Source organism: Rhodococcus sp. BP-332 (assembly GCF_019836065.1).
In the GTDB taxonomy this organism is placed as follows: Bacteria; Actinomycetota; Actinomycetes; order Mycobacteriales; family Mycobacteriaceae; genus Rhodococcoides.
The window spans coordinates 412,606-425,420 of record NZ_JABUEC010000004.1 but is presented as its reverse complement, the minus strand read 5'-3'; the positions used below and the strand labels follow the sequence as shown (position 1 = coordinate 425,420).

Below are 12,815 nucleotides of genomic sequence, written 5' to 3'. Positions count from 1 at the left end.
AGGAAGCGAGACGCACATGAGCATCGAACGAGATGCAGCGTTCACGGGTGGGCGAGGGACGGCGGCGGACCGGAGCACTGACTCCGACGATGCCGTCGAGCGGCTGACGACGACGCCGAACAAGGATCCGTTCTACCGCTCTCCCGCCGGGTTCGAGAAGGCCGAGCTGGGGGCCGTGCTGCGGTCGCGCCGTGTCGAGATCGCCCTGTTCGGCACCATCCGCCAGCGCGTGTCGGCATGGCAGCTGCTCTACCGGACGTCCGACATGCACGGCGAACCGCGCACGGGTGTCACCACGGTCCTGCTGCCGGCCGGCGCGGTTCCGGGTCGGAGCAGGCCGCTGCTGTCCTACCAGTGCGCCATCGACGCCGTCTCGGACCGCTGCTTCCCGTCGTACGCGCTGCGGGACGGAGCACACGCCCACGGCGCCGTGCCCCAGTTCGAGCTGCTCATCATCCTGTACGCGCTGCGCCGCGGGTGGGCGCTGTCCCTGCCGGATCACGAGGGCATGGACGGCCGCTGGGGTGCACCGATCGAACCCGGATACTGCACTCTCGACGGCATCCGCGCCGCCCTGTCCTTCGCACCTCTGGAGCTCGACGACTCGGCGCCCGTCGCACTGTGGGGGTATTCGGGCGGCGGCCTGGCCACGTCGTGGGCCGCCGAGGCCGCGGACGAGTACGCGCCGGAGCTGAACGTCGTCGGTGCCGCGCTGGGCTCGCCCGTCGGTGATCCCGCGTCGGCGTTCTCCCGCCTCAACGGCACGATCTTCGCCGCGTTGCCCACCATGGTGGTCGAGGGTCTGCGCCGCACCTACCCCGATCTGGACCGGACGATCCGCGATCACGTCGCGCAGCCCGGCATGACCATTCTGTCCTCGCTCGAGCGCAAGACCACGGTGCACGCCGTTCTGACGCTGCTGATGCACGACCTCGAGCGCTACACCGACATCCCGCTCGCCGACGTCATGGCGACCCCCGAGCTGGTGCAGATCTTCCAGGACATCCAGCCGGGCAAGTCCGCACCGAGCTTCCCGCTCCTCGTCATGCAGGCGGTCCACGACCCCATCATCGCCGTCGACGACGTGGACGGGCAGGTGGAGCGGTACCGCACCGCCGGCGCCCACGTGACGTACGTGCGCGACCGGCTCAGCGAGCACCTGTCGCTGCATCCCATCGCCGCACCCGCCACGCTGAACTGGCTCGCCGATCGCATCGCCGACCGCCCGGTGCCCCCGAACACCACCGAGACCGTATGGTCCTCGGCCCTGTCGGTGTCAGGTGTCCGAGGGCTGCTCGGGCTCACCGTCTCGACCGGTCTCGCTCTGCTCGGCCGGGTCCGCTAGCCGGTCGTCGCCGGAGTCGCGGCGCGTCGGCTCGATCCCGAAGTCGGGTGGCCCCGACGCCTCCGCGAAACCGGAGGGCTCCGAGTGCTTCTCGTCGGACGTCGACATGATCATGCCCCGAGCTTGTCGACCATGTCGTTCAGCGCGGTGGCCGCCGTCTCGAGTCGCTTGGGTGACCTGTCGTCTCCCAGTTGCTCGACGAGTGCCGCCTTGGTGGTCACCAGAACGGCACCCGAATCGTCGTCGGTCATCGTCAGTTCGCCGTCCCGCATCACCAGCAGCGTTCCGTCGGGTGCGTCGAGCACGCCGCGCACCGTGTCGCTCGTCATCGTCATCGTGTCGATCCTCCTGTCAGGGTGTTGCCTCGTGACCGCGCTTGCCGTGCGTGCGCCGGTCCTCCTTCATCTCCGCCTCGAAGACGTGACGGCGGCCGTCCATCAGGTCGTCGCGGATCCGGCGTTCGTGCTCGCGCGCGGTGGTCCAGTAGCCGTCGTCGAAGTCCTCGACCATCTGGAACGTCCACCGACCCTCGATGACGTTGCGGCCGATCACCTCTCGCTCCAGTGCGTCCGCTGCGTCACCGTGCCCGGCGTCGCGGAGCTCGTCCGCGGCAGAGCCGAACTGGAGATCGGCGTGGCCCATGAGCTGGTGGAACGTGTACAGGTGGCCGCGGGCGCGTTCCACCCACTCGAGGGCCTCCGAGACCGAACCGACGGCGGACACCGTGGCATCGTCGGACCCGTCCGGACGGTGGTGGTCCGTCAGCATCTTCTCGCGATCATCGCTCATACCTGCTGGTTACCCGTCCGGCAGTCACGGCACACACCCCAGAAGAAGACGTCGACGCCGTCGATGTCGAAGTCGTCGTCCTCCGGCTCGGGAGCACGTCGACGCACATCGGAGGTGAGGGCCGTGTCGAACACTCGGCGGCACTGCCGGCACATCAGATGGTGGTGGTCGTCGCCGTCGACCCGAAGTTCGTACAGCGCGGGCGAATTGGCGGGCTCGATGCGCCGCAGCAGGTCCACCGACACGAGTGCGTCGAGGTTGCCGTAGACGGTCTGCCGCGACATCCCCTGGCTCTTCAGCGTGCGAGCCACGTAGCCGGCGTCGACGTGTGGGTGCCGCGCCACGACGTTCAGCACGCGAAGGCGCGGGCGGGTCACGCGCAGCCCGCGCTCACGCAGTACCCGACGCCACTCCTCTTCCGACGAGACGACCGTCGGCTGTTCCTTGGTGTCCACGACGCCGGAGTGCCCCCGCAGGGCGCCGTGAAACGTCCGGGCCGTGTCAGTCGTCGCGACCCCGGTCCTCGGTGGTGGACGCACGGATCTTGCGGCGATGGCTGGTGTCGCAGAAGGGGTAGTTCTTGCTGCGTCGACACGCGCAGAGAGCCACCATGAAGCGGTCGGACCGCACGCGGGTGCCGTCCTCCATCTCCACGTCGACGGGCCCCTCCACCATCACCGGCCCGCCCGGAACAACACGGACGAGCCGTGCTGCGGGAGCAGCGTCAGGCGCGTCGGGCACGGACGACCACCAGTTCCTCGGAGCGCCGACCCGGCTGCAGGGCGCCCGTGGCCTCGAGCCACTCGGCGCGTGCATGCATGACGGGACCGAACGCGATGCGACGGCGAGCCACCACGTCGACCGTGGTGCCGGACCGCATCAGACGCTCGATCGTGCGGTCCACACCGGCGAACTCGGACTGCACGATCAGCATGGTGCCGCCCGGAGTGAGGAGATCGAAGGCATTGTCGCACAACGGGTCCAGGACGATGCGACCGTCGGCGCCGGCGTCCCACGCACGGTGCACACCGCGCCCCTCCGGCGCGGTCGGCGACGGTACGTACGGCGGATTGGAGACCACGAGGTCGAACGGCGCCTCGGCGAGGGCGTCGATGAGCGTGCCCTGTCGCGCATCGACACCGACACCGATGCGCTCGGCGTTGTCCAGGGCGCACGCGACGGCGCGAGCATCCAGGTCGTAGGCGAGCACCTCACGTGCACCGAGACACGCAGCCTGGAGCGCGAGCACTCCAGTACCCGTACACAGATCGAGGGCACGCGCACCCAGGGGCGACGCCGCCACCGGCATGACCTCGCAGAGCAGTCTCGAATCGTCCTGGGGGGCGTAGACACCGGGGTGTGCACGCACCATGCTGATCGTGTCGCGATGAATCGTCGTCACACGAGAACCTTCCGTCGGCGCAGATGCGCTGGCAGCATCTGCCGCCTTTCTTCAGGAATGGCATTCCCGAACGGACGCGATTCAAACGCGGGACCGGCGCGTCACCACCTCCGGGCGATGATGGAGACGATGCGCGGAATCTCCTCGTCGGCAAGCGGTTCGACCCCGATGACCACCTGGCGGGTGAGCAGACCGTCCACGGACATGGCGAACAGTTCCGCCGACGCCACGGTCGCGGGGTAGCCCGCCTCGCTCATCTTGGACGACACCAGGCCGACGAACGCGGCCAACTGGGCGTCGAACGCCGCCTTGAGTTCGGGCCGCACCAGACCCTCGCCGAGAAGGTGGTGCCGTGCGACGACGCGGCCGCGATGCTCCTCGCTGCACATGTCGCGAACGAACCCGACGACGGCGTCGACCACGGCGTCGTGATGCCAGGTGTCGAGTGCGAAGTGCCGACCGGCGACCTCGAGATCTCTCCGGAACACCTCGTCGAGCGCCAGCGAGAGCAGGGTGGCTCGATCGGGCGCGTGATAGTTGACGGCGCCGGCACCGAGACCGGTTGCCTGATCGACCGCACGATGTGTGAACCCACGGGGACCGCGTTCGGCGAGCACCTGCACCGCGGCGGCAGAGATCAGTGAGCGCCGACTTCTGGGCTTCTCCACCGTCTCACCATCACTCATTGGTGAGATGTTACGGCCCTGACGTGCCGGTACCACCATCACCGGTCACGGTCGGCTCACGATGATCGCGCCGGCGGAACGGGCTGATCGAGCCCGCTCCACCGTCCCCCGACTGCCGCGTCACGATCATGACAGGCGTTGAGGGTACACCCGTCTCGGCACGTCCGCTCGTGCTTGACACCGGGGTCGCCGGCGTCTTTTCTGTACAGATGTTGAGGAATCGGGCCATGAGTCGTCGCGGGATGTTGGGAGCGGCCGCCGTCGCCGCGGGAGCGGTCACGGTGGGGATCGCCCCGCGCGTCCGCGCAGCGCCGACACTCCCCTCGGCGGCCTGCGCCGTTCGCTACCCCGGCTACCGCGGCGCCGACTTCGCGCTCCCGTACGCCCGCTACATGCAGGCCCGGACCGCCCCCGCGCCGCAGGTCGTGGCCGACGCCTTCGCCGGCCCGGCGCTACCGCCGGGAGCGGTACCTCGGTTCGAGGACATCACTCGCGATCTCGGCCCGACCGGGACGTCCGCCGTGGAGACCGGGTACGGCCAGGGCGCCGACGGGGTGGTCTTCGTGGCAGTGCGCACCGTCATGCCGAGAGTCACTGCGGCCATGTGGGACTGGTGGTTCGGGTGGCACTCCAGCGAGGCCGCGCGCTACAAGCTGTGGCATCCCGACGCGCACCAGTTCGCCGCCCTGGACACCGACCTCACCACCGCCGACCTCACGGACCGGCAGAAGTACATCGGCAACACCACCTACGTCGACGAGTACGTGGGGCCGAAACTGCAGCAGCTCGGGATCAACTTCCGAGACCCGGTGGCGCACGGGTTCACCGTGCCGTCGGATCAGACCATCGTCTTCGGCCGCGTCGGGAGCAGCATCGCCCCCGTGGACCTGGGGTGGCTCGCCCACCAGGTCCGCCCGATCGAGGGCGGCGCCGAGATGCGCAGCCGGTTCCACCTGAACCTCCGCGGCCTGCACGTACCGAACGTGACGCAGGCCGCGTGTGCGGTGGCCCGTGGTGCGTCGGTCGATCCGACCGATCTGCAGCTGAGCCTCGACCTCGGTCGTGATCTGCTGATGCACTGCGGGCAGGAGATGAACCACCTCGCGGCGTTCCTCCCCGAACTGCACGCCGAGTTCTCGTGACCCGGCACCTCAGCGAGCCGACTCGGACCCCTTCTCCACCAGTTGGACCGACAACCGGCCGATCGGGGTGTTGGAGTCCTGGGACAGCCTGGTCAGCAGGGTGAAGGCCTGCTGGGCGTCGACGCCGAAACGCTCCATGATCATGCCCTTGGCCTGCCCGATGACGTCTCGGGACGCCAGGGCCGAATGCAGTTGATCCTCGACCCGACCCGCTGTCAGAGCGATCGCGGCGTGGGTGGCGAGCGCCTCCCCGACCATGATCGCGTCGTCGGTGAAGGCTCGGGGCTCGAACGCGAACAGGTTCAGGGCACCGAAGGTGTCGCGGTGGGTGAAGAGTTGAAAGGAGAGCGAGCTCCGCACGCCCTCCGCCAGGGCGATCGGCGCGTACTTCGGCCACCGGGTGTCGGTGGTCAGATCATCGGCCCGCACCACCGCGGTGGTGGTCGCCGCGTCCAGGCACGGGCCCTCCCCGAACTCGATCTGAGCTGCATCGAGCCGCGGCGGAAGGGACGACGTGGGCCCGTGCGAGGTGAACGACGACCTGCCCGAGATCGCCACCACGTCGGCGGCGTCCGTTCCGGGAACCAGATCGAGGGCCGCCTCGGTGACCCTGCGCAACGTGTCGTCGAGATCGGTGTGCGCCGTCAGGTCGCGAGCGAATGCCGCCAGCGCCGACGCGATGTCCGACGGCTCCCGTTCTCGAGACGCGTTCATCCGACCTCCTCGAGCAGCAGCGGGCATGACACTCGGCACAGATTGACCGCGACCGGGGACGGGTAAACCAGGACCACTCACTCGAAAGGCATGTCTTGCGCATCCTGGTCACCGGGTCCACCGGCTACATCGGCTCACGTCTCGTTCCCATCCTGCTGGGCGACGGTCACGACGTGCTCGCCGCCATGCGCGACGACAGCAAGGCGTCCTCCTTCAGCTGGGAGGACGACGTGACGCCGGTCCACTTCGACATCACCGACGAGAAGTCCATCGACGCCGCGCTCGAGGGTGCGGACGCGGTCGTCTACCTCGTGCACTCGATGGACGACGGCGACTTCGTGACCAAGGATCGCGAGGCCGCGCAGGCCGTCGCGCGCGCCGCGGAGAAGCACGGCGTGGGCCGCATCGTCTACCTGTCCGGCCACGTGCCCGACGACGACGAGGACCTCTCCGACCACATCACGTCCCGCCTGCAGGTCGAGGAGGTCTTCCTCAACTCGTCCGTCCCGGCGACGGTGTTCCGGGCGGCCATCATCCTCGGGTCCGGCTCCACCTCGTTCGAGCTCGTACGCAGGATGGTCGAACGGCTCCCGGTCACCCCCGTGCCGAGCTGGATGGTGAAGAAGGTGCAGCCGATCGCGACGACCGACGTCCTGCACATCATCGCCGCCGCTCTCGGTGACGAGCCCATTCCGGGGTCGTACGACATCGGCGGGACCGAGGTGCTCACCTACCCCGAGTTGCTCACCCGCTACGCGACCATCGCCGAACTGTCGCGGCCCCAGTTCCGCGTGCCGCTGGTTCCCACACCGATCGTCGGGCGAGCCGTCGCCGCCATCACACAGATGCCGCCCGGCACCGTGATCTCGTTGGTGGACAGCCTGCATCACGACATGATCGTCCGTCGCGGCAACGCGGCCACGGACACGTTCGCGCACGCCGTCGACTCTCTCGTGGGTATCGACGAGTCCATCAGGCGGTCGCTGACGGTCAGCTCGCACGACGGCACCGACGCCGAGGGCACCACCGACCCGCAGTCCGCGGCGGACACCGACCCCTCGTGGGCCGGCGGCGTCGTGTCGATCGGCCGAGACGGACGGGTGCGTCACGACGTGTCCGGACGATTCTCGCGAGCGCTGTTGCACCCGCGTTCCTGAGGCGGGACCAGGATTCCCGGTCGGGTACGCGGGTACCCGACCGGCATGACTTCTTCGAACGGCTCGATCGACCAGTACTCCAAGAGAGACCCGCGTACCGCCTACGCGACGCCGGATCGCGAGGGGCAGCAACCGATCTCGCATCCCGGGCTGACCGAGGACATGCGGACCACCCCCGACCACGGGGAGTCCACCTACCGCGGATCAGGGCGGCTCACCGGCCGGAAGGCACTGATCACCGGAGCGGACAGCGGCATCGGCCGCGCCGTCGCCCTGGCGTTCGCGCGCGAGGGCGCCGACGTCGTGCTGTCGTACCTCGAGTCCGAGGAGCCCGATGCGCGCGAGACGGTGCGGCTCGTCGAGGAGGCCGGCCGCCGGGCCGTCAGCGTCCCCGGTGACATCCGCGACGAGGCGCACTGCGACGCCCTGATCGACACCGCGGTGCGCGAACTGGGTGGTCTCGACATTCTCGTGAACAACGCGGCGTTCCAGATGGCCCAGAGCGGCGGTATCGCCGACATCACCACCGAGCAGTTCGACCGCGTACTGAAGACCAACCTGTACGCGTTGTTCTGGTTGTCCAAGAAGGCTGTGGCCGTGATGGATCCGGGCTCGACCATCGTCAACACCTCCTCCGTCCAGGGCGTGAGCGCCTCACCCGAACTGCTCGACTACGCCACCACCAAGGCCGGCATCATCAATTTCTCCAAGGGGCTCGCGAGCGACGTCGCCCAGCAGGGCATCCGCGTGAACGTCGTGGCACCCGGACCCATCTGGACACCGCTGATCCCGGCCACGATGCCGTCGGACAGTGTCGACGGTTTCGGCGACCAGGTGCCGCTCGGACGTCCGGGACAGCCCGCGGAACTCGCACCCGCGTACGTGTTCCTCGCCTCGGGCGAGTCCAGCTACATCACCGGGCAGGTGATCGGCGTGACCGGCGGTTCCCCGATCACCTGAGCATTCCCGCATCCGCATTACACGAAAGGCACATCATGAGAGCAGTGACCTGGCACGGCAAGCGCGACGTCCGCGTCGACAACGTCCCGGATCCGACGATCCAGGATCCGACGGACGCCATCATCGAGGTGACGTCCACCAACATCTGCGGCTCCGATCTGCACCTCTACGAGGTGCTCGGGCCGTTCATGAACGTCGGTGACATCCTCGGCCACGAACCGATGGGCATCGTGCGCGAGGTCGGCAGCGCCGTGTCGACGCTGGCGGTGGGAGACCGCATCGTCGTCCCGTTCCAGATCTCGTGCGGCTCGTGCTTCATGTGCGATCAGTCGCTGTACACCCAGTGCGAGACCACCCAGGTACGCGAGACCGGTATGGGCGCAGCACTGTTCGGCTACTCCGAGCTCTACGGATCGGTGCCGGGCGGCCAGGCGCAGTATTTGAGGGTGCCGCACGCCGACTTCACCCACATCAAGGTCCCGGAGGGCCCGAGCGACGAGCGATTCGTCTACCTGTCCGACGTACTGCCCACCGCGTGGCAGGCCGTGCAGTACGCGGGGGTGCCCGAGGGCGGCTCGCTGACCGTGCTGGGCCTCGGTCCGATCGGCGACATGGCGGCACGCATCGGCACCCATCTCGGATACCGCGTCATCGGCGTCGACCGCGTACCCGAGCGGCTCGAGCGTGCTCGCGCTCGCGGCATCGAGACGGTGGATCTCCGGGCCCACGGAGGGCAGGTCGGAGACGTCGTCCGCGAACTGACCGACGGCCGCGGTACCGACTCGGTCGTCGACGCGGTCGGAATGGAGGCCCACGGCTCACCGGTGGCGAAGGCCGCGCAGCAGGTGGCGGGTCTGCTCCCGGACGCCCTCGCGAAACCGTTCATGGAGAAGGCCGGAGTGGACCGCCTCGACGCGGTCTACTCGGCGGTCGACATCGTCCGCCGGGGCGGCACGATCTCACTGTCCGGCGTGTACGGCGGCGCGGCGGATCCGATGCCGATGATGACCATGTTCGACAAGCAGATCCAACTGCGCATGGGTCAGGCGAACGTCAAGAGGTGGGTCGACGACATCATGCCGTTGCTGACGGACGACGATCCGTTGGGCGTGGACGATTTCGCGACCCACACCCTGCCGTTGACGCAGGCGCCGCACGCCTACGAGATCTTCCAGAAGAAGCAGGACGGAGCCGTGAAGATCATCCTGCGTCCGTGACGAGCGGGTCAGCTCGCGAGCGGCTCCGGTTCCACCGAAGCCACGACCGGCACGAGACGGGTGAGGCCGAGGACACCGAGAGTGCGCCGCACCCGAGGTGACGGCGAGATCACGACGTCGATCGCGGTCGGGGCGTCCGATAGGACGTCCTCGATCGCGGTCACGCCGGCCGAGCTGAAGAACCGGACGTCGGTGAGGTCGACCGTGACGGGGCCGTTCGAGACGGCCGCTCGGAGGCAGCGGGTCAGGTCGCGCGCGGTGACGAGGTCGACGTCGCCACGGATGGCGACGATGCGGCGGCCGTCGTGGCCTGCGTGGACGACGACGTCGAACGGGCTGGAGGAGTGGTGGGAAGGAGCAACCGTGGTCATCATGTTCCTTCTGCGGCGCTGCTCGGACGCGGTGTCTCGCACCGGTACCGAGGGTGTAGCGAAGGGCCCTGGGCTGGACCGCCTTGCAGACAACTCTGATCGATCGACATCGCGGTTCGGCGAACCGGAACATCACGATCAGGTCACGGCAGGTAACGGAATGATCACGGCGCCGGGCTCGCCGAGCGCGTTCATCAGACTGTCCTCATGAACCCCCGCCCTCTCGCCCGGTTCTCGGACTCGGTCGTCACGTTCACGGGACGCTCGTCTTCCGACTACGGCGCGCTGCATCGCTGGTCGGTCGACGAGCCGGAACAGTTCTGGGCCGGCGTCAGCACCTTCTTCGACGTGCCGCTCACCGGTCACGAGTCCGTCCTGTCCCCCTCGGAGGACCCCCGCGTGTTCAGCGGGCGGCAGTGGTTCCGGGGTGCCCGCGTGAACTACGTGGATCGCGTACTGGCGTGGTGCGACCGGTCACCCGAGTCCGTGGCGATCATCGACGACACCGAACCGGGCGGGCTCGGCACCCGCACATGGTCGTACGCGGAACTGGCCGAGCAGATCTCCTCGATCGCCGCCGCGCTGCACCGCCTCGGCGTGCGGAGCGGCGACCGGGTGGCCGGTTACGTCCCGAACACGACCGAGGCCGCCGTCGCGTTCCTCGCCACCGCCGCACTCGGCGCCGTCTGGACCTCGTGCGGGCAGGACTACTCCGCGGCCGCCGCGGTGGACCGGCTCGGACAGCTCGAACCGACGGTGTTGGTGACCGCCGACGGCTACCGCTTCGCCGGTGTAGACCGCGACCGCCGGGACCAGGTGGCGGTACTGCAGGCCTCGATTCCCTCCCTGCGCGCGGTGATCGCCTTCTCCCGACTCGGCACCGACGTACCCGGAGCCGTCCGATGGGACGATCTGCTCGACGAGGGGCGCGGTGGCCCACGGGTGCTCCCCGAGCCTGTCCCGTTCGACCACCCACTGTGGGTGCTGTTCTCCTCCGGCACCACCGGGCGCCCCAAGGGCATCGTTCACGGCCACGGCGGTGTTCTGCTCGAGCACCTCAAATCTGCTGCGCTGCAGTCGGACATGACCGAGGACGACGTGTTCCTCTGGTACACCTCACCCAGCTGGATGATGTGGAACTACCTGCTGGCCGGGCTGCTCGTGGGCTCGACCGTCGTCTGCTACGACGGCAGCCCCGGCCATCCGGACGCCGGCGCACTGTGGGAGCTCGCGGCGCGGCACCGCGTGACCGTGCTCGGCACCAGTCCCGGGTACCTCCTGCACTGCGAGAGTGTCGGAGTCGAACCGGCTCGGGCACAGGACCTCTCGGCACTGCGCATTCTCGGGGTCACCGGGTCGGTCCTCCCCGCCGCGGCGCACGGCTGGGTGGCGGAGCACGTGGGGCGGTCGGTGCACCTCGCGCCGGTGTCGGGCGGCACGGACGTCGTCAGCGGATTCGTGGGAGCGCCCACCGGGGTGCCCGTGGTCCCCGGCGAGATTCCTGCCGTGAATCTCGGTGTCGCTCTGGAGGCGTGGAGCGACGACGGGACCCCGCTGGTGGACGAACCGGGTGAGATGGTCATCGTCGCGCCGATGCCGTCCATGCCCGTCGGGTTCTGGAAGGACCCGAGCGGTGACCGCTACGCCGACGCGTACTTCTCCACATTCCCCGGCGTCTGGCGGCACGGCGACTCGATCACCGTGACCAGCAGGGGCAGCGTGGTGATCCACGGACGATCGGACGCCACGCTCAACCGCAACGGTGTGCGCATGGGCAGCGCCGACATCTACGGCGTGGTCGAGCGTCTGCCCGGCATCGCAGAGAGTCTCGTCGTGGGTCTCGAACGCCCGGACGGCAGCTACTGGATGCCGCTGTTCGTCGTCACGTCCGACGACGTGGAGCTCGATGACGATCTGCGCGAACGCATCTCGGCGGCGCTGCGGAGGGAGGCCTCGCCGCGTCACGTCCCGGACGACATCATCGAGATCCGCGCCGTGCCGCACACGCGGACCGGGAAGAAGCTCGAGATCCCGGTCAAGAAGATCCTGTCGGGTGCGGACCCGTCGACGGTGGCCGATCCGGAGTCGGTCGACGACCCCGACGCGCTGCGCTGGTTCGCGGCGCTGGCGCCGGGGTCCTGACCGGTCGGCTCAGCTCAGCGTGGCGCGCAACGCGTCGACGGCCGAGACCGGCTCACGCTCGAGCAGTCGAGTCAGATCGCCCGACTCGGTGTCGAGGTCGCCGCGGGCGATGCCCGCGTCGGCGCTCGCCAGCATCTGCGCGACGGGCGCGGGCAGTCCCGCACCCTCGAGCGCGCCGATGTGCTCGTCGGTGCTCAGATCCTGGTACTCCACCGGCGCGCCGATGATCTCGGAGATCGCACCCGCCAGACCCTCGTACGTCAGACGCTCGCCGCCCAGCTCGTACACGGCGCCCGCCTGGTCGTCGGTGATCAGCACCGCGGCCGCGGCCGCCGCGTAGTCGGCCCGAGCAGCGCCGGCCACGACACCCGACCCGCCGCTCCCGATGATGGCGCCGGTGTGTTGTGCCTGGCCGATCGACGCCGCGTAGTTCTCCCAGTACCACCCGTTGCGCAGCAGCACGGACGGCACGGAGGACGACGCGAGGCGCTCCTCGGTGGCGACGTGCTCGGGCGCGAGACTGATGCCGCTCGTCGGCGCCTTCAGCACACTGGTGTACGCGATGAGCGAGACACCGGCCGCCTCGGCAGCCTCGATGACGTTGGTGTGCTGCGGGATTCGCTTACCGGGCTCGGAACCCGACACGAGCAGGAGCTTGTCCACCCCGTCGAGAGCGGCGCGCAACGCAGCGGGATCCGCGTAGTCGGCGACGCGGACGACGACACCGCGCGCCGCCAGGTCGGCGGCCTTGGCCTCGTCGCGCACCACGGCCACGATGTCGCCCGCGGCGACCCCGTGATCGAGGAGCGATCGAATCACTGCGCTGCCGAGTTGTCCGGTCGCGCCGGTCACCGCTGTCGTGGTCATGAGCATGTCTCCCTGGAGAGTGA

General features: G+C 69.0%; 15 protein-coding genes. 6 read left to right on the top strand and 9 right to left on the bottom strand.

The annotated features are described in order from the left end of the window. The first annotated feature begins 16 nt into the window (after positions 1-16). Entirely contained in the window at positions 17-1,345 is a 1,329-nt protein-coding gene (locus HQ314_RS17325) for a lipase family protein (protein ID WP_222650696.1), read from the top strand. A 110-nt stretch (positions 1,346-1,455) separates the two neighbouring features. Here HQ314_RS17325 and HQ314_RS17320 read toward each other — a convergent pair whose 3' ends face one another. The 6 genes from HQ314_RS17320 to HQ314_RS17295 form a co-directional block, all read right to left on the bottom strand. Further along, on the bottom strand, positions 1,456-1,680 hold the full coding sequence (locus tag HQ314_RS17320; RefSeq protein WP_222650695.1) for a hypothetical protein: 225 nt from the start codon (positions 1,678-1,680) through the stop codon (positions 1,456-1,458). A gap of 16 nt (positions 1,681-1,696) precedes the next feature. Further along, positions 1,697-2,134 (bottom strand): hypothetical protein, encoded by a 438-nt coding sequence (locus tag HQ314_RS17315; protein ID WP_027506393.1) that lies wholly within the window; start codon positions 2,132-2,134, stop codon positions 1,697-1,699. Further along, positions 2,131-2,589, bottom strand: a complete 459-nt coding sequence (locus tag HQ314_RS17310; RefSeq protein ID WP_308119455.1) for a Fur family transcriptional regulator — start codon at positions 2,587-2,589, stop codon at positions 2,131-2,133. Before HQ314_RS17310 ends, HQ314_RS17315 begins: the two co-directional genes overlap by 4 nt. A gap of 46 nt (positions 2,590-2,635) precedes the next feature. Then, positions 2,636-2,809, bottom strand: a complete 174-nt coding sequence (locus tag HQ314_RS21500) for a CDGSH iron-sulfur domain-containing protein (RefSeq protein ID WP_082544411.1) — start codon at positions 2,807-2,809, stop codon at positions 2,636-2,638. Positions 2,810-2,858: 49 nt separating this feature from the next. Further along, the gene (locus HQ314_RS17300; protein WP_308119454.1) at positions 2,859-3,536 is read right to left on the bottom strand and encodes a methyltransferase; all 678 of its coding nucleotides are present in this window, start codon (positions 3,534-3,536) and stop codon (positions 2,859-2,861) included. A 101-nt stretch (positions 3,537-3,637) separates the two neighbouring features. Further along, complete coding sequence (locus HQ314_RS17295; RefSeq protein ID WP_027506396.1) at positions 3,638-4,222, bottom strand: TetR/AcrR family transcriptional regulator; 585 nt, start codon at positions 4,220-4,222, stop codon at positions 3,638-3,640. A 227-nt stretch (positions 4,223-4,449) separates the two neighbouring features. Between HQ314_RS17295 and HQ314_RS17290 the strand changes: the two genes are divergently transcribed. Then, positions 4,450-5,364 carry a DAPG hydrolase family protein gene (locus HQ314_RS17290; protein WP_222650693.1) on the top strand — a complete coding sequence of 305 codons (915 nt, stop codon included), beginning with the start codon at positions 4,450-4,452 and terminating at the stop codon, positions 5,362-5,364. Between the two features lie 9 nt (positions 5,365-5,373). Here HQ314_RS17290 and HQ314_RS17285 read toward each other — a convergent pair whose 3' ends face one another. Continuing rightward, on the bottom strand, positions 5,374-6,078 hold the full coding sequence (locus tag HQ314_RS17285; RefSeq protein WP_222638842.1) for a GAF and ANTAR domain-containing protein: 705 nt from the start codon (positions 6,076-6,078) through the stop codon (positions 5,374-5,376). 95 nt (positions 6,079-6,173) lie between these two features. On the opposite strand from HQ314_RS17285, the gene HQ314_RS17280 reads away from it, so the two are divergent. Genes HQ314_RS17280 through HQ314_RS17270 form a run of 3 tightly spaced genes read left to right on the top strand, consistent with a single transcriptional unit; the run spans position 6,174 to position 9,412 of the window. Continuing rightward, complete coding sequence (locus HQ314_RS17280) at positions 6,174-7,235, top strand: NAD(P)H-binding protein (protein ID WP_222638843.1); 1,062 nt, start codon at positions 6,174-6,176, stop codon at positions 7,233-7,235. A gap of 45 nt (positions 7,236-7,280) precedes the next feature. Beyond that, positions 7,281-8,195 (top strand): SDR family oxidoreductase, encoded by a 915-nt coding sequence (locus HQ314_RS17275; protein WP_222650692.1) that lies wholly within the window; start codon positions 7,281-7,283, stop codon positions 8,193-8,195. Between the two features lie 35 nt (positions 8,196-8,230). After that, positions 8,231-9,412 carry a zinc-dependent alcohol dehydrogenase gene (locus HQ314_RS17270; RefSeq protein WP_027506400.1) on the top strand — a complete coding sequence of 394 codons (1,182 nt, stop codon included), beginning with the start codon at positions 8,231-8,233 and terminating at the stop codon, positions 9,410-9,412. 8 nt (positions 9,413-9,420) lie between these two features. Here HQ314_RS17270 and HQ314_RS17265 read toward each other — a convergent pair whose 3' ends face one another. Next, positions 9,421-9,783, bottom strand: a complete 363-nt coding sequence (locus HQ314_RS17265) for an STAS domain-containing protein (protein WP_222650691.1) — start codon at positions 9,781-9,783, stop codon at positions 9,421-9,423. Positions 9,784-9,990: 207 nt separating this feature from the next. Between HQ314_RS17265 and HQ314_RS17260 the strand changes: the two genes are divergently transcribed. Continuing rightward, a complete protein-coding gene (locus HQ314_RS17260; protein WP_222650690.1) occupies positions 9,991-11,925 on the top strand; it encodes an acetoacetate--CoA ligase in 1,935 nt (644 codons plus the stop codon). A 9-nt stretch (positions 11,926-11,934) separates the two neighbouring features. On the opposite strand, the gene HQ314_RS17255 is transcribed toward HQ314_RS17260, so the two are convergent. Next, positions 11,935-12,792, bottom strand: coding sequence for an NmrA family NAD(P)-binding protein (locus HQ314_RS17255; RefSeq protein WP_222650689.1), 858 nt, complete (start codon positions 12,790-12,792; stop codon positions 11,935-11,937). Between the last annotated feature and the right edge of the window lie 23 nt (positions 12,793-12,815).